We start from the raw sequence: 16,561 nt of genomic DNA on the forward strand, positions 1-16,561 counted from the left end.
GAGTGGCTGCGCCGCTAAACGGTTACGGCGCGGGCCCGGGCCTGCCGGGAAGGGGGCCGGACGGGCCCGCGCCGTAACCGTTTAGCGGCGCAGCCACTCCGCTCGGTACGATTCAGGCGCGCAGTGTTCGCTCGCGCACCCCCAGAGTTCAGGAGAGACCGGTGTCAGACGTCCGTGTGATCATCCAACGCGATTCCGAGCGGGACGAGCGCGTGGTGGCCACGGGCACTACGGCGGCGGAGCTCTTCGCCGGCGAGCGCACCATCGTCGCCGCACGTGTCGCCGGCGAGCTCAAGGACCTCGCTTACGAGGTGAAGGACGGCGAGACCGTCGAGCCGGTGGAGATCTCCTCCGAAGACGGCCTCAACATTCTGCGCCACTCGACCGCGCACGTCATGGCGCAGGCCGTGCAGGAGCTCTTCCCCGAGGCCAAGCTGGGCATCGGGCCGCCGGTCCGCGACGGCTTCTACTACGACTTCGACGTGGCCCGGCCCTTCACCCCGGAGGACCTGAAGGCCGTCGAGAAGAAGATGCAGGAGATCCAGAAGCGCGGCCAGCGCTTCTCCCGCCGCGTCGTCACCGACGAGGCGGCCCGCGAGGAGCTCGCCGACGAGCCGTACAAGCTGGAGCTCATCGGCATCAAGGGCTCCGCGTCGACCGACGACGGCGCGAACGTCGAGGTGGGCGGCGGCGAGCTGACCATCTACGACAACCTGGACGCGAAGACCGGCGAGCTGTGCTGGAAGGACCTCTGCCGAGGCCCCCACCTGCCCACCACCCGCAACATCCCGGCCTTCAAGCTCATGCGCAACGCCGCCGCCTACTGGCGCGGCAGCGAGAAGAACCCGATGCTCCAGCGCATCTACGGCACCGCGTGGCCGTCGAAGGAGGAGCTGAAGGCCCACCTCGACTTCCTCGCCGAGGCCGAGAAGCGCGACCACCGCAAGCTCGGCAACGAGCTGGACCTCTTCTCCGTCCCGGACGAGATCGGCTCCGGCCTCGCCGTCTTCCACCCGCGCGGCGGCATCATCCGCCGGACGATGGAGGACTACTCGCGCCGTCGGCACGAGGAGGAGGGCTACGAGTTCGTCTACTCCCCGCACGCCACCAAGGGCGCGCTCTTCGAGAAGAGCGGTCACCTGGACTGGTACGCGGAGGGCATGTACCCCCCCATGCAGCTCGACGGTGGTACCGACTACTACCTCAAGCCCATGAACTGCCCGATGCACAACCTGATCTTCGACGCGCGCGGCCGCTCCTACCGCGAACTGCCGCTGCGCCTGTTCGAGTTCGGCACCGTGTACCGGTACGAGAAGTCGGGCGTGGTGCACGGCCTGACCCGCGCCCGCGGCTTCACCCAGGACGACGCGCACATCTACTGCACCCGTGAGCAGATGGCGGAGGAGCTCGACCGCACCCTCACCTTCGTGCTGAACCTGCTCCGCGACTACGGTCTGACCGACTTCTACCTGGAGCTGTCGACCAAGGACCCGGAGAAGTTCGTCGGCTCGGACGAGGTCTGGGAAGAGGCCACCGCGGTCCTCCAGCAGGTCGCCGAGAAGCAGGGCCTGCCCCTCACCCCCGACCCGGGCGGCGCGGCCTTCTACGGCCCGAAGATCTCCGTGCAGGCGCGCGACGCCATCGGCCGTACCTGGCAGATGTCGACCGTGCAGCTGGACTTCAACCTGCCGGAGCGCTTCAACCTGGAGTACACCGCCCCGGACGGCTCCCGCCAGCGCCCGGTCATGATCCACCGCGCGCTGTTCGGCTCGATCGAGCGGTTCTTCGCCGTGCTGCTGGAGCACTACGCGGGCGCCATGCCGCCGTGGCTGGCCCCGGTCCAGGCCGTCGGCATCCCGATCGGCGACGGGCACGTCGAGTACCTGCAGGAGTTCGCCGCCGAGGCGAAGAAGCAGGGCCTGCGGGTCGAGGTGGACGCCTCCTCCGACCGCATGCAGAAGAAGATCCGCAACCACCAGAAGCTCAAGGTCCCCTTCATGATCATCGTCGGTGACGAGGACATGGCGGCGGGCACGGTCTCCTTCCGCTACCGCGACGGTTCGCAGGAGAACGGCATCGCCAAGGACGAGGCGCTGGCCAAGCTGGCCAAGGTCGTCGCGGACCGCGTCCAGGTCTGATCCGCACCCGCTGCATCCGTACCCGCAGCACCGAGCAAGGCCCCCGGAGTGATCACTTTCCGGGGGCCTTCCTCGTACGGGAAGCCAAGGTCATATGCTTGCCGCCATGACGATTGAGCCGGAGCAGCAGATCGGTGTGGGCACGCAGGACGCGTTCCAGCGTCTGTGGACGCCCCACCGGATGGCCTACATCCAGGGGGAGAACAAGCCGACCGGTCCGGAGGCCGGCGACGGCTGTCCCTTCTGCGGGATTCCGGAGATGTCCGACCAGGACGGCCTGGTCGTGGCCCGCGGCAAGCACGTCTACGCGGTGCTGAACCTCTACCCGTACAACGGCGGTCACCTGATGGTCGTCCCGTACCGGCACGTCGCCGACTACACCGAGCTCGATGCCCTCGAGACGGCCGAGCTCGCGGACCTCACCAAGCGGGCGATGGTCGCGCTGCGCAAGGCCTCGGGTGCGCACGGTTTCAACATCGGCATGAACCAGGGCGCCGCCGCCGGAGCCGGCATCGCCGCGCACCTGCACCAGCACATCGTGCCCCGCTGGGGCGGAGACACGAACTTCATGCCGGTCGTCGGCCACACCAAGGTGCTGCCGCAGCTGCTCGCGGACACCCGTCAGATGCTCGCGGACGCCTGGCCGGTCGGCTGACCGGTCGGCTGATCAGCGGGCCGACCGGCGCGCACGGCCCTCGCGCCACGTCTCCACCACGGCCTCGACGTCGAATTCGGTCAGGCCCAGGGGCGGCCCCGGCGGGGGCCTGCGCAGGGCGGCGCGGATCTTCTCGTTGACCGCCGTGAGGATGTCCCGCACCTGTCGCTCGGAGCGGGCCGCGAGCGCCGCCTCCCGGGCGTCCTCCGCCTCCCTGCGCAGCGCGAGCGCAGGAGGCAGGACGGCGAACCCCTCGCGGTGCAACTTGCCCTTGATCCACCACAGCTCGTCGTACGGCGCGTCGAGGGAGGCCAGCGGCTTGCCGTAGCCGGGCAGGTTCTCGAATTCGCCCCGCTCGGCGGCCTGCCGGATCTGCCGGTCCACGAAGGACTCGAAGCTGACGCCGGGCGGTTTGCGCTCGGTCACGGCCGCTCCTCCGGATCGTGGGGATGCCCCCGCCACTGCCCCCGCCTCCAGCCTACCTACGCGTCGTAGACGTCGGCCTTGCGCGGCGACGGCTCCTGGATGAGCCCGCTCATGATCGAGGAGCGGTTGGTGAAGCGGTCGGTGTCGACGCCGTTCTCCTCCAGCACCTTGAACGTGGCGGCGTGGATCGACCGCAGGACCGGAGCCACCGTGCGCAGGGCGTCGTCGGCCATGAACCGGTGGCGCCACATGGAGCTCGCCCAGACGTGCCGCAGGCCGAAGGGCTCGGGCAGCACCAGCTTGCCGCCGAAGAAGTCCAGGATCGGCGGGTACCAGGTCAGCGGGGCCCGCACGGCCAGGCGCACCACCTCCTGGGCGTCCACCAACGGCAGCGGGCGCTCCACGGTCTCCCAGAAGCGGATGCTCTTGGGCACCTCCACCACCGGGGCCGCGGACTTCGTCGTGAACAGGCCGTGTACGGGTCCCAGGGCGTGCGCGGTGACGTCGACGCGCAGGGTCTTGTAGAGCACGGTGACCGTGACCAGCATGTTGATGACCAGCTGGCCGTCCCAGAGCGGGTACTGGATGCCCAGGTAGTGCCGGTTGCCGGCGCTGAACTGCTGCTCGTTGCAGATCCGGGTGATCTCGTGCGGCTTGATGAGGAAGGTATCGACGTTCTCGCCGGTGGGGCGGGCCACCTCGGCCGCGCCCTCGCCGATCGGGGTGACGATCCAGTGCTGGATCGCGGCGGGCGGGAAGCCGCCGGTGTGCAGCGGGCCCCGCTCCAGCTTGCGGAGCTGGGCGTCGATCGCGCGTATGACGTCCCAGCTGCGGAAGGGGTGGATCTCCATCCCCTCGCTCTTGGGGGCGAGCTCCTCGGCCATCTGCCAGCTGCCCCAGCGGGTACCCATGCCGAGGATGCCCTTGGGGCCCGCGTAGAAGACCTGGTTGCTGCGGTCCTCCGCGGTGAGCTTGGCGAGCTGGTGGCGCAGGTCCTCGCGCGCCTTCTCGTCCGGGTTGCCGGGCACGGCCTCCGGGATCTTGGCGCCGACCCCGCCGCCGGCGAGCAGCCCGTCCCAGCGGGCGCGCAGGTCCCGGGCGGTGGCCTCGCACGTCCGGCGGGCGAGCAGCCAGCCCAGGGCCGGGACGATGATCATGCCGCGTGCGTAGAGCCCGAGGAAGCCGGTGAGCGGCAGCCGGAACATCAGGACGGCGGCCACGACACCCACGCCGACCAGGAGCGCCGTGCCGATCCACGAGCCGCGCCCCTTGCCGGCCAGGCTCTTGCGGAGCTGGAACAGGCCCAGCCACAGCAGCAGACCGGGCAGGAACAGCACACCGCAGACCAGCATGATCAGCCGGAGCCTGCGGTCGCGCTCCTTGCGGATGCGGGACGCGGCCAGGCAGTGCTCCACCACCGTCTGCGGATCGGCCCCGAAGGACTGGATCAGCGGCTTGCGGCCCGACCCGAGGGTGCGGGCCTCGACGGCCCGGCAGAAGGCCTCGCCGAGGCTGGGCTCGAAGAGGGAGAGCTTCGGGGGCTTGACCGTGGCCGGGTGGAGCTCGCTGTTGGCGGTGAGTATCTTCTCCAGCTTGCTGTCCTTGCCGCCGTCGCGGTACGCGGCCGAGGCGAGGGCGTTGGTCGCCGCCGTCTGCCCACCGCCACCCTGGAGAGGAATCTGCGCTCCGGGCCTGAAGTCGAATCCGTCGTCCGCCACCGCTGCCCCCATCGCTGTGCGTTCGTGCTCTTTTGGTGCGCCGATGAGCCTATCGGCGGATCTCGCCCCATGGTCATGGGACAGGGAAATGCCGCCCACCGCAAGCTGGTTGGGTGGGCGGCCCTTCCCGACGCTATGTCAACTAACTTCCCTTCTCGGTCTGTTCGCGCACCTTTTCCGCGATCTGAGGTGGCATGGGCTCATGGCGGGCATAGGCCCGGGCGAAGCGCCCGGTGCCGTGCGAGACGGAGCGCAGCTCCACGGCGTAGCGGCCGATCTCGATCTCGGGGATCTCGGCGCGGACCCGGGTGCGCCCGGAACCGGCCTGGTCGGTGCCGACGACGCGGCCGCGGCGGCCCGCGAGGTCGCTCATGACCGGGCCCACGTACTCGTCGGGGACGAGGACGGCGAGCTCGGCGACCGGTTCGAGGAGGTCGATGCGGGCCTCGGCGGCGGCCTCGCGCAGCGCGAGGGCGCCGGCCGTCTGGAAGGCGGCGTCGGAGGAGTCCACCGAGTGGGCCTTGCCGTCGAGGAGGGTGATGCGCACGTCGACCAGCGGGTAGCCGGCCGCGACCCCGCGCGCGGCCTGGCTGCGCACGCCCTTCTCCACGGACGGGATGAACTGGCGGGGCACGGCGCCGCCGACGACCTTGTCGACGAACTCGATGCCGCTGCCCGGCGGGAGCGGCTCCACCTCGATCTCGCAGATGGCGAACTGGCCGTGGCCGCCGGACTGCTTGACGTGCCGGCCGCGGCCGGCGGCCTTGGCGGCGAAGGTCTCGCGCAGGCTCACCTTGTGCGGTACGGGATCGACCTGGACGCCGTAGCGGGTGCGCAGCCGTTCCAGGGCGACGTCCTGGTGGGCCTCGCCGAGGCACCACAGGACGACCTGGTGGGTGTGCGGGTTCTGCTCCAGCCGCATGGTGGGGTCCTCGGCGACGAGCCGGGCCAGGCCCTGGGAGAGCTTGTCCTCGTCGGCCTTGCTGTGCGCCTCGATGGCGAGGGGGAGCAGCGGGTCGGGCATGGTCCAGGGCTCCATCAGGAGCGGGTCGTCCTTGGCCGAGAGGGTGTCGCCGGTCTCCGCGCGCGTGAGCTTGGCCACGCAGGCCAGGTCGCCGGCGATGCACCGGGTGAGGGCGCGCTGCTGTTTGCCGAAGGGGCCGGTGAGCGTGCCGATCCGCTCGTCGACGTCGTGGTCCTCGTGGCCCCGGTCGGCGAGCCCGTGCCCGCTGACGTGGACGGTCTCCTCGGCCTTCAGGGTGCCGGAGAAGACGCGGACGAGGGAGACGCGGCCGACGTAGGGGTCGGAGGAGGTCTTGACGACCTCGGCGACGAGGGGGCCGGCGGGATCGCAGGTGACGTCGGGGCGGGCGGAGCCGTCGGGGCGGGTGACGGTGACGGCGGCGCGTTCCAGGGGGGTGGGGAAGCCGCCGGTGACCAGTTCGAGGAGTTCCACCGTGCCGAGCCCCTGACGGGCGCCGTCGGTGGCGGGCGCGGCCATCAGGACCGGGTGGAAGGTGCCGCGGGCGACGGCCCGCTCCAGGTCGTCCACGAGGGTCTTGACGTCGATGTCCTCGCCGCCGAGGTAGCGGTCCATGAGGCCCTCGTCCTCGCTCTCGGCGATGATCCCCTCGATGAGGCGGGAGCGGGCGTCGGCGATGAGCGCGAGCTCGGCGGCGTCCGGGTCGCGCTCCACGCGCTCGCCGGAGGAGTACTCGTAGACGCGCTGGGAGAGCAGGCCGAGCAGGCCGGTGACGGGGGCGTGGCCGTCGGGGCCGGCCGGGCCGTGCAGGGGGAGGTAGAGGGGGATGACCGCGTCGGGGTCCTCGGCGCCGAAGATCTCGCCGCAGACGGTGGCCATCTGCGTGTAGTCGGAGCGGGCGGCCTCCAGGTGGGTCACGACGATGGCGCGGGGCATGCCGACGGCCTCGCACTCGTCCCAGACCATGCGGGTGGCCCCGTCGATGCCGTCCGAGGCCGAGACGACGAAAAGGGCCGCGTCCGCGGCGCGCAGACCGGCCCTGAGTTCCCCGACGAAGTCGGCGTATCCGGGGGTGTCCAAGATATTGATCTTGATCCCGCCCCATTCGACGGGGACGAGGGACAGCTGGACGGAGCGCTGCCTGCGGTGCTCGATCTCGTCGTAGTCGGAGACGGTGGCGCCGTCCTCGACGCGGCCGGCCCGGTTGACCGCCCCGGCGGTCAGGGCGAGGGCTTCGACCAGCGTGGTCTTGCCGGATCCGCTGTGGCCGACCAGCACGACATTCCGGATGGAGGAGGGGCGGTCGGCCGTCAGTGCCCTGCCGGCGGCTCCGGCTTGGTGTGATGTGGCTCCCATGGTGCTCGTGCCTCCCGGTGGTGACGGTGAGGAGGGTGGGTTCCTTGATCGATTCCTTGAGCGGGTTCCTCGGACGAGGAACACGGGGTTCTTCGAGCTTTGCACTGGTGTCACACCGCGTCCATACGTCGTACCGGGCACGCACCCGGGGCGCTCCGGAGGCGGTCCGTGACGGGAAGTACGTCTTGCGCGGCACGAACCGGTGGGTGCGCGGCGTCCGGGCGGCGGCGTGCTGGCTACGATGGGCCAGCCGGTGGCCGTGGTGGCCGTGCGGCCCAGCGACCCTCCGGGAAGGCCATGCTGAACAAGTACGCGCGTGCATTCTTCACGCGTGTTCTCACGCCATTCGCCGCTTTTCTGCTCCGGCGGGGGGTGAGCCCGGACGCGGTCACCCTGATCGGCACGGCCGGAGTGGTGGCGGGAGCGCTGTTCTTCTTCCCCCGGGGCGAGTTCTTCTGGGGCACGATCACCATCACCCTCTTCGTCTTCTCCGACCTGGTGGACGGGAACATGGCCCGCCAGGCCGGCATCTCCAGCCGCTGGGGAGCCTTCCTCGATTCCACCCTCGACCGGGTGGCGGACGCGGCGATCTTCGGCGGTCTCGCGCTCTGGTACGCGGGATCCGGGAACGACAACGTCCTCTGCGCGGTGGCGATCTTCTGCCTGGCCAGCGGCCAGGTCGTCTCGTACACCAAGGCGCGCGGCGAGTCGATCGGACTGCCGGTGGCCGTCAACGGGCTCGTCGAGCGGGCCGAGCGACTGGTGATCTCGCTGGTCGCGGCCGGCCTGTCGGGGCTGCAGACCTTCGGCGTGCCGTCCTGGATCGGGGTGCTGCTGCCGATCGCGCTGTGGATCGTGGCCGTGGGCTCCCTCGTCACGCTGATCCAGCGGGTGGTCACCGTACGCCGCGAGTCCGCCGAGGCCGACGCCGAGGCTGCCGCCGCCGACGGCGGCGCGGCCTGATGGGCAGCGCACAGGACAAGCTGGTCAGCGGGCTGTACGGGCTCGGCTGGGCCGGGGTCAAGAAGCTGCCCGAGCCGGCCGCGGTGGCCCTGGGCCGGCGGATCGCGGACTTCGCGTGGAAGCGGCGCGGCAAGAGCGTGCTGCGGCTGGAGTCGAATCTGGCCCGGGTGGTGCCCGACGCCGGTCCGGAGCGGCTGCGCGAGCTGTCCAAGGCGGGCATGCGCTCGTACATGCGGTACTGGATGGAGTCCTTCCGGCTGCCGACCATGGACCCGGAGCGGTTCGGCACGGACGTCGAGTTCACGGACGAGCACCTCCTGCGCGACGCCCTCGCCTCCGGGCGCGGGGTCGTCGTCGCGCTGCCGCACCTTGCCAACTGGGACCTCGCCGGTGCCTGGGCCATCGGCCACATCGGGGTCCCGTTCACCACGGTCGCCGAGCGGCTCAAGCCCGAGACCCTCTACGACCGCTTCGTGGCCTACCGGGAGAGCCTGGGCATGGAGGTCCTGCCGCACAGCGGTGGCGCCGCCTTCGGGACCCTCGCCCGCCGGCTCCGCTCCGGCGGCCTGGTGTGCCTGGTCGCGGACCGGGACCTGTCGGCCTCCGGGGTCGAGGTGGACTTCTTCGGCTCCGCGGCGCGCATGCCGGCCGGGCCGGCGCTGCTGGCCCAGCAGACCGGGGCGGTCCTGCTCCCGGCCACCCTGCACTACGGGGACACGCCGAAGCTGTACGGCCGCATCCACCCCGAGGTGGAGGTGCCGAAGACCGGCACGCGGACCGAGAAGACCGCCGTCATGACGCAGGCGGTGGCGGACGCCTTCGCCTGGGGGATCGCCGAGCACCCGGAGGACTGGCACATGCTGCAGCGACTGTGGCTGGACGACCTGGAGGAGCGCGCGTAGTGAAGATCGGCATCGTGTGCCCCTACTCGTGGGACGTGCCGGGCGGCGTCCAGTTCCACATCCGGGATCTGGCCGAGCACCTGATCCGTCTCGGCCACGAGGTGTCGGTCCTGGCCCCGGCGGACGACGAGACCCCGTTGCCGCCCTACGTGATCTCGGCGGGACGGGCGGTGCCGGTGCCCTACAACGGCTCGGTGGCCCGCCTCAACTTCGGGTTCCTCTCCGCCGCGCGGGTAAGGCGGTGGCTGCACGACGGCACCTTCGACGTGATCCACATCCACGAGCCGGCCTCGCCCTCGCTGGGGCTGCTGTCCTGTTGGGCCGCACAGGGCCCGATCGTGGCCACCTTCCACACCTCGAACCCGCGCTCGCGCGCCATGATCGCGGCGTACCCGATCCTCCAGCCGGCCCTGGAGAAGATCAGCGCGCGGATCGCGGTGAGCGAGTACGCGCGGCGCACGCTGGTGGAGCACCTCGGCGGCGACGCGGTGGTCATCCCCAACGGCGTCGACGTGGACTTCTTCGCCAAGGCCGAGCCGAACCCCGACTGGTCCGGGCAGACCCTGGGCTTCATCGGCCGCATCGACGAGCCGCGCAAGGGCCTGCCGGTGCTGATGGAGGCCTTCCCGAAGATCGTGGAGGCCTGCCCGGACGTACGGCTGCTGGTCGCCGGCCGCGGCGACGAGGAGCAGGCGGTGGCCTCGCTGCCCGCGGAGCTCCGTCGGCGGGTGGAGTTCCTCGGCATGGTTTCGGACGAGGACAAGGCACGGCTGCTGCGCAGCGTGGACGTGTACGTCGCCCCGAACACGGGCGGCGAGAGCTTCGGCATCATCCTGGTCGAGGCCCTGTCGGCGGGCGCCGCGGTCCTGGCGTCGGACCTGGACGCCTTCGCGCAGGTCCTGGACCAGGGCGGGGCGGGCGACCTCTTCGCCAACGAGAACGCCGACGCCCTGGCGACGGCGGCGATCACCCTCCTGCGCGACCCGGCCCGCCGGGCAAGGCTCAGCGCCAGCGGCTCGGCGCACGTCCGCCGCTTCGACTGGTCCACGGTCGGGGCGGACATCCTGGCGGTCTACGAGACGGTCACGGACGGCGCGGCGGCGGTGGCCGAGGACGACCGCAGCACCAGCCTCCGCACCCGCCTGGGCTTCTCCCGCGACACCTCGCCCTCCTGAGGGTTCACCACCCTGCGTCGACGGTCCGGTCCGGCCGGCCACCGGCGGCGACGGTCACCTCGTGGACCGCGCCCTCCTCTGTGGTCATGCGGATCCGGTCGGGGGAGGTCCACACGGTCTCGCGGAGTGCGTGGGCGTCTGACCTGCCGCCGAAGGAGCCGACGCTCCAGCGACGTTCCAGGGGCCGGTTCCCCTGCACGACGTAGACGTGCCAGACGGGGTCGAGGAGGATGCTGTCCCTCTCCACGACCAGCCAGCGGTCGTCGCGGCCGGGAGCCGGCTCGGTCTTCTCCTGCGTGTTCGAAGAGCCGAACGTCGCGGAGACGAAGCTTGCGAGAAGCATCATCGGGACGCCGAGGACGAGCAGCGCGGTGACCAGGGGCAGGCGCAGCGGGGACCGCGCGAGCCCCAGCAGGGTCGCCCCGGTCAGCGCGGCCACGGCGAGCCACCCCAGCGGGACCATGTGTGCCTGGAGCTCGGTCAGCAGGACCAGACCGCCCTCGTCGCCCGCCTCGATCCCGGCCACCACCGCGGCGGCGCAGACGATCCCCACGGTCAGCAGCAGAAGCGCCGCCGGTCTGCGGAAACGCGTGTAGTTCATGATCCCCCCGAGTGGTTCGTGATCTCCCCGAACGATGTGGATCATGCAGCTTAGGGGAGAGCCCGGACCGGGGCGAGGGGCGATGACCGCCCGGGCCTCGCGGAGCGGTAGGGTCGCGCAGCGTGATTGAAACCCTTGTCTGGATCGCCCTGGCTCTCGGAGTCGTCGGGGTCTACCTCAGCTGGACCGCCGGCCGGCTCGACCGGCTGCACTCGCGGATGGACGCCGCGCGGGCCGCGCTCGACGCGCAGCTCGTGCGGCGGGCCTCGGTCGTGCTGGAGGTGGCCACCTCCGGGGTGCTGGACCCCGCCTCCTCGCTGGTGCTGTACGAGGCCGCGCACGCCGCCCGGCAGGCCGAGGAGGAGCACCGCGAGGTCGCCGAGAGCGAGCTCAGCCAGGCGCTCCGGGCGGTCTTCGCCGACGCCGACCAGGTAGAGGTGCTGAAGGCGGCCCCCGGCGGGGCGCAGGCCACGGAGGAGCTGGCGGCGGCGGTCCGCCGGGTGCCCATGGCCCGCCGGTTCCACAACGACGCCGTACGGGCCGCCCGCGCGCTGCGCCGCCATCGCAAGGTCCGCTGGTTCAGGCTGGCCGGGCACGCGCCGTTCCCGCTGGCCTTCGAAATGGACGACGAGCCGCCGGTGGATCTTGCCGATCGGCCCACCTAGGGCCGTGAGGGACAAATGGAGGAGCCACAGGCTCCACATTGGCCCTTGTAGTGGACTGACCCGTGGGGTTTCCTCGGGCAGGTAGTACCCGTCTTCCTTTCGAGTTCCCTTCGAGTGAGGTCATCCGTGAGCACGCTTCCCACCTCCCCCCAGTCCGCCGAGTCGGCGATCGGCACCTCGCGCGTCAAGCGCGGCATGGCCGAGCAGCTGAAGGGTGGCGTGATCATGGACGTGGTCAACGCCGAGCAGGCGAAGATCGCCGAGGACGCGGGCGCCGTCGCCGTCATGGCCCTCGAGCGGGTCCCGGCCGACATCCGCAAGGACGGCGGGGTCGCCCGCATGTCCGACCCCAACATGATCGAAGAGATCATCGAGGCCGTCTCCATCCCGGTCATGGCCAAGTCCCGCATCGGCCACTTCGTCGAGGCCCAGGTCCTGCAGTCCCTCGGTGTCGACTACATCGACGAGTCCGAGGTCCTGACCCCGGCCGACGAGGTCAACCACTCCGACAAGTGGGCGTTCACCACCCCCTTCGTCTGCGGTGCCACCAACCTGGGCGAGGCCCTGCGCCGCATCGCCGAGGGCGCGGCCATGATCCGCTCGAAGGGCGAGGCCGGCACCGGCAACGTCGTCGAGGCCGTCCGCCACCTGCGCCAGATCAAGAACGAGATCGCCCGCCTGCGCGGCTACGACAACAACGAGCTGTTCGCCGCCGCCAAGGAGCTGCGCGCGCCGTACGAGCTGGTCAAGGAAGTCGCCGAGCTCGGCAAGCTCCCGGTCGTGCTGTTCTCCGCCGGTGGCGTCGCCACCCCCGCCGACGCCGCGCTGATGCGCCAGCTCGGCGCCGAGGGCGTCTTCGTCGGCTCCGGCATCTTCAAGTCGGGCGACCCGGCCAAGCGCGCCGCCGCCATCGTGAAGGCCACCACCTTCTACGACGACCCGAAGATCATCGCGGACGCCTCCCGCAACCTGGGCGAGGCCATGGTCGGCATCAACTGCGACACCCTCCCCGAGGCCGAGCGCTACGCCAACCGCGGCTGGTAGTACCGACATGACGAACACCCCCGTGATCGGTGTCCTGGCTCTCCAGGGCGACGTACGGGAGCACCTGATCGCCCTGGCCGCGGCGGACGCCGTGGCCAGGCCGGTCCGGCGCCCCGAGGAGCTCGCCGAGGTCGACGCCCTGGTGATCCCCGGCGGCGAGTCCACGACCATGTCGAAGCTCGCCGTGCTGTTCGGCATGCTGGAGCCGCTGCGCGAGCGCGTGGCCGCCGGCATGCCCGTGTACGGCACCTGCGCCGGCATGATCATGCTGGCCGACAAGCTCCTGGACGGCCGCGAGGACCAGGAGACCCTGGGCGGCATCGACATGATCGTCCGCCGCAACGCCTTCGGCCGCCAGAACGAGTCCTTCGAGGCGAAGATCGACTTCGCGGGCATCGAGAGCGGCCCGGTCGAGGGAGTCTTCATCCGCGCCCCGTGGGTCGAGTCCGTCGGCGCCTCCGCCCAGGTGCTCGCCACGTACGACGGCCACACCGTCGCCGTGCGCCAGGGCAACGTCCTCGCGACCTCGTTCCACCCCGAGCTGACCGGAGACGACCGGGTTCACGCCTACTTCGTCGACATGGTGCGCGCGGGGCTGTAACCAGGTCCCGGTAGGATCGGAGACGAACACTGTTGGTGACGCGAAGGAGACAGGCAGATGTCCGGCCACTCTAAATGGGCTACGACGAAGCACAAGAAGGCCGTGGTTGACGCCAAGCGCGGCAAGCTCTTCGCGAAGCTGATCAAGAACATCGAGGTCGCGGCCCGCATGGGCGGCGCGGACATCGACGGCAACCCCACGCTCTTCGACGCCATCCAGAAGGCCAAGAAGAGCTCGGTCCCGAACAAGAACATCGACTCCGCGGTCAAGCGCGGCGGTGGTCTCGAGGCCGGTGGCGCCGACTACGAGACGATCATGTACGAGGGCTACGGTCCGAACGGTGTCGCGGTGCTCATCGAGTGCCTCACCGACAACCGCAACCGCGCGGCCTCCGACGTCCGCGTCGCCATGACCCGCAACGGCGGCTCGATGGCCGACCCGGGCTCGGTCTCGTACCTGTTCAACCGCAAGGGTGTCGTCCTCCTGCCCAAGGGCGAGCTCTCCGAGGACGACGTCCTGGAGACGGTGCTCGAGGCCGGCGCCGAAGAGGTCAACGACCTCGGCGAGAGCTTCGAGATCATCAGCGAGGCCACCGACATGGTCGCCGTCCGCACCGCGCTCCAGGAGGCGGGCATCGACTACGACTCGGCCGACTCCAACTTCCTGCCGACCATGCAGGTCGAGCTGGACGAAGAGGGCGCGCGCAAGATCTTCAAGCTGATCGACGCGCTGGAGGACAGCGACGACGTGCAGAACGTCTTCGCCAACTTCGACGTCTCGGACGAGGTCATGGAGAAGGTCGACGCCTGACCGGCAGACCGTGCAGCAGCGGGCCGACGGGGACACACCCCCGTCGGCCCGCTGCTTTGTCAGTGGTGCCCGATAACCTGCACCGACACGAACGGACGAGCGGACGAGGGGGGCGAAGGTGCGCGTACTCGGTGTGGACCCGGGGCTGACGCGATGCGGCGTCGGCGTCGTCGAGGGCGTCGCCGGCCGCCCCCTGACCATGCTCGGGGTGGGGGTCGTACGCACCCCCGCGGACGCGGAGTTGGGCCACCGGCTCGTCGCCGTCGAGCAGGGCATCGAGGAATGGCTCGATACGCACCAGCCCGAAGTCGTCGCCGTGGAGCGGGTGTTCAGCCAGCACAACGTCAGCACCGTGATGGGCACCGCCCAGGCGAGCGCCGTTGCGATGCTGTGCGCCGCCCGCCGCGGGATACCGGTCGCCCTGCACACCCCCAGTGAGGTCAAGGCCGCCGTCACCGGCAGCGGCCGCGCCGACAAGGCCCAGGTCGGAGCGATGGTCACCCGGCTGCTGCGGCTGGCTGCGCCGCCCAAACCGGCGGACGCCGCCGACGCCCTCGCCCTCGCCATCTGCCACATCTGGCGGGCCCCCGCCCAGAACCGCCTCCAGCAGGCGGTCGCCCTGCACGCCTCTGGCTCGAAAGGCCGTACCCGATGATCGCCTTCGTCAGCGGCACCGTCGCCGCGCTCGCCCCCACCCTCGCCGTGATCGAGGTCGGGGGAGTGGGCATGGCCGTGCAGTGCACGCCGAACACCATCGCCGGTCTGCGGACGGGGGAACAGGCCCGCTTGGCCACCTCCCTGGTCGTGCGGGAGGACTCGCTCACCCTGTACGGATTCGCCGACGACGACGAGCGCCAGGTCTTCGAGCTCCTGCAGACCGCGAGCGGGGTCGGGCCGAGGCTGGCGCAGGCGATGCTCGGCGTGCACAGCCCGGACGCGCTGCGGCTGGCCGTCTCCACGGGGGACGAGAAGGCGCTGACGGCGGTGCCGGGCATCGGCAAGAAGGGCGCACAGAAGCTGCTGCTGGAGCTCAAGGACAAGCTGGGCGCCCCGCTGGGCGCGAGCGGGCTGGTGGGTGCGCAGCGCGCCGTCGCGGCGGGGCCGGCGCCGTGGACGGAGCAGCTGTCCGCCGCGCTGATCGGGCTGGGCTACGCCTCGCGGGAGGCGGAGGAGGCCGTCTCGGCGGTGACGCCGCAGGCCGAAGCCGCGATTGCCGCCGGCGGTCCGGCCCCGGTCCCGCAGCTCCTGCGAGCCGCCCTCCAGTCCCTGAACCGCGCCCGCTGACCGCCCGCGCCGCCCCTGGGCCCTGTCCGACCCCGCGCCTCGACCGCCGGCGAGGCTCCCGGAGCGGGGCTCCGCCCGCGGGGGTACGGGCGCAGAACTCCCCGCAGCGGCGCCGCACGCGATCGACCACCGTACGAACCGAGAAGGCAGACTGACACCGTGAACTGGGACGACGAGACCAACGCAGACGAGGCCGAGCGACTCGTCGCGGCCTCGGCCGACGGCGAGGACACCGCCGTGGAGGCGGCCCTGCGGCCCAAGGACCTCGGGGAGTTCGTCGGCCAGGAGAAGGTCCGCCAGCAGCTGGACCTCGTCCTGAAGGCGGCCAGGCAGCGCGGAGCCACCGCCGATCACGTCCTGCTCTCCGGAGCGCCCGGCCTCGGCAAGACCACGCTGTCGATGATCATCGCCGCCGAGATGGGCGCGCCCATCCGCATCACCTCCGGCCCCGCCATCCAGCACGCAGGCGACCTCGCCGCCATCCTGTCCTCCCTCCAGGAGGGCGAGGTCCTCTTCCTCGACGAGATCCACCGCATGTCCCGGCCCGCCGAGGAGATGCTCTACATGGCCATGGAGGACTTCCGCGTCGACGTGATCGTCGGCAAGGGGCCGGGTGCCACCGCCATCCCGCTGGAGCTGCCGCCCTTCACCCTGGTCGGCGCCACCACCCGGGCCGGACTGCTGCCCCCTCCGCTGCGGGACCGCTTCGGCTTCACCGGGCACATGGAGTTCTACGCCCCCGAGGAGCTGGAGCGCGTCATCCACCGCTCCGCCCGCCTCCTCGACGTGGAGATCGACACCGACGGCGCCGCCGAGATCGCCGGGCGCTCCCGCGGCACCCCGCGTATCGCCAACCGCCTGCTGCGCCGCGTACGCGACTACGCCCAGGTGCGGGCGGACGGCGTGATCAACCGCGAGGTCGCCGGTACCGCCCTCCAGGTCTACGAGGTGGACGCGCGCGGGCTCGACCGGCTGGACCGGGCCGTCCTGGAGGCGCTGCTCAAACTGTTCGGCGGCGGCCCCGTCGGGCTGTCCACCCTCGCCGTCGCGGTCGGCGAGGAACGGGAGACCGTGGAAGAGGTCGCCGAGCCGTTCCTGGTCCGCGAGGGCCTGCTCGCGCGCACCCCCAGGGGACGGGTCGCGACGCCCGCCGCATGGGCTCACCTGGGGCTTGTGCCGCCGCAGCACGGTGGGAGTGGATCAAGCGGACAACAGGGCTTGTTCGGGGCCTGACGGCGCGG

16 protein-coding genes are annotated in these 16,561 nt (G+C 71.2%); 12 read left to right on the top strand and 4 right to left on the bottom strand.

What is annotated here, in order from left to right:
* Positions 1-161: 161 nt before the first annotated feature.
* A complete protein-coding gene (gene thrS, locus PV721_RS02540) occupies positions 162-2,138 on the top strand; it encodes a threonine--tRNA ligase (RefSeq protein WP_319721108.1) in 1,977 nt (658 codons plus the stop codon).
* 94 nt (positions 2,139-2,232) lie between these two features.
* Positions 2,233-2,793 carry an HIT family protein gene (locus PV721_RS02545; protein WP_319721109.1) on the top strand — a complete coding sequence of 187 codons (561 nt, stop codon included), beginning with the start codon at positions 2,233-2,235 and terminating at the stop codon, positions 2,791-2,793.
* 12 nt (positions 2,794-2,805) lie between these two features.
* Here PV721_RS02545 and PV721_RS02550 read toward each other — a convergent pair whose 3' ends face one another.
* The 3 genes from PV721_RS02550 to PV721_RS02560 form a co-directional block, all read right to left on the bottom strand.
* A complete protein-coding gene (locus tag PV721_RS02550) occupies positions 2,806-3,219 on the bottom strand; it encodes a DUF1992 domain-containing protein (protein ID WP_319721110.1) in 414 nt (137 codons plus the stop codon).
* 56 nt (positions 3,220-3,275) lie between these two features.
* The gene (locus PV721_RS02555) at positions 3,276-4,937 is read right to left on the bottom strand and encodes a hypothetical protein (RefSeq protein WP_319721111.1); all 1,662 of its coding nucleotides are present in this window, start codon (positions 4,935-4,937) and stop codon (positions 3,276-3,278) included.
* A gap of 142 nt (positions 4,938-5,079) precedes the next feature.
* Complete coding sequence (locus tag PV721_RS02560) at positions 5,080-7,275, bottom strand: elongation factor G-like protein EF-G2 (RefSeq protein WP_319721112.1); 2,196 nt, start codon at positions 7,273-7,275, stop codon at positions 5,080-5,082.
* Between the two features lie 297 nt (positions 7,276-7,572).
* Here PV721_RS02560 and pgsA point away from each other — a divergent pair, with 297 nt between their 5' ends.
* Genes pgsA through PV721_RS02575 form a run of 3 tightly spaced genes read left to right on the top strand, consistent with a single transcriptional unit; the run spans position 7,573 to position 10,315 of the window.
* Positions 7,573-8,238, top strand: coding sequence for a phosphatidylinositol phosphate synthase (pgsA, locus tag PV721_RS02565; protein ID WP_030706261.1), 666 nt, complete (start codon positions 7,573-7,575; stop codon positions 8,236-8,238).
* Positions 8,238-9,140 carry a phosphatidylinositol mannoside acyltransferase gene (locus PV721_RS02570; RefSeq protein WP_319721113.1) on the top strand — a complete coding sequence of 301 codons (903 nt, stop codon included), beginning with the start codon at positions 8,238-8,240 and terminating at the stop codon, positions 9,138-9,140. The genes pgsA and PV721_RS02570 overlap by 1 nt, the downstream gene beginning before the upstream one ends.
* On the top strand, positions 9,140-10,315 hold the full coding sequence (locus tag PV721_RS02575) for a glycosyltransferase family 4 protein (protein ID WP_319721114.1): 1,176 nt from the start codon (positions 9,140-9,142) through the stop codon (positions 10,313-10,315). The genes PV721_RS02570 and PV721_RS02575 overlap by 1 nt, the downstream gene beginning before the upstream one ends.
* 4 nt (positions 10,316-10,319) lie before the next feature.
* Here PV721_RS02575 and PV721_RS02580 read toward each other — a convergent pair whose 3' ends face one another.
* Positions 10,320-10,916: a hypothetical protein gene (locus tag PV721_RS02580; RefSeq protein ID WP_319721115.1), complete on the bottom strand. Its 597-nt coding sequence runs from the start codon at positions 10,914-10,916 to the stop codon at positions 10,320-10,322.
* A gap of 122 nt (positions 10,917-11,038) precedes the next feature.
* Here PV721_RS02580 and PV721_RS02585 point away from each other — a divergent pair, with 122 nt between their 5' ends.
* From PV721_RS02585 to ruvB, 7 genes are all read left to right on the top strand, one after another.
* Positions 11,039-11,581 carry a hypothetical protein gene (locus PV721_RS02585; protein ID WP_319721116.1) on the top strand — a complete coding sequence of 181 codons (543 nt, stop codon included), beginning with the start codon at positions 11,039-11,041 and terminating at the stop codon, positions 11,579-11,581.
* A gap of 126 nt (positions 11,582-11,707) precedes the next feature.
* Entirely contained in the window at positions 11,708-12,625 is a 918-nt protein-coding gene (pdxS, locus tag PV721_RS02590; RefSeq protein ID WP_030706266.1) for a pyridoxal 5'-phosphate synthase lyase subunit PdxS, read from the top strand.
* A gap of 7 nt (positions 12,626-12,632) precedes the next feature.
* Positions 12,633-13,226, top strand: coding sequence for a pyridoxal 5'-phosphate synthase glutaminase subunit PdxT (gene pdxT / locus PV721_RS02595; protein WP_319721117.1), 594 nt, complete (start codon positions 12,633-12,635; stop codon positions 13,224-13,226).
* Positions 13,227-13,283: 57 nt separating this feature from the next.
* Entirely contained in the window at positions 13,284-14,036 is a 753-nt protein-coding gene (locus tag PV721_RS02600; RefSeq protein WP_008740481.1) for a YebC/PmpR family DNA-binding transcriptional regulator, read from the top strand.
* A 118-nt stretch (positions 14,037-14,154) separates the two neighbouring features.
* Positions 14,155-14,691, top strand: coding sequence for a crossover junction endodeoxyribonuclease RuvC (gene ruvC, locus PV721_RS02605; protein ID WP_319721119.1), 537 nt, complete (start codon positions 14,155-14,157; stop codon positions 14,689-14,691).
* Positions 14,688-15,320, top strand: coding sequence for a Holliday junction branch migration protein RuvA (gene ruvA, locus PV721_RS02610; protein ID WP_319721120.1), 633 nt, complete (start codon positions 14,688-14,690; stop codon positions 15,318-15,320). Before ruvC ends, ruvA begins: the two co-directional genes overlap by 4 nt.
* 159 nt (positions 15,321-15,479) lie before the next feature.
* The gene (gene ruvB, locus PV721_RS02615; protein WP_319721121.1) at positions 15,480-16,553 is read left to right on the top strand and encodes a Holliday junction branch migration DNA helicase RuvB; all 1,074 of its coding nucleotides are present in this window, start codon (positions 15,480-15,482) and stop codon (positions 16,551-16,553) included.
* The last annotated feature ends 8 nt before the right edge of the window (positions 16,554-16,561 follow it).

The organism is Streptomyces sp. MB09-01 (assembly GCF_033794505.1).
Taxonomy (GTDB): Bacteria; Actinomycetota; Actinomycetes; order Streptomycetales; family Streptomycetaceae; genus Streptomyces.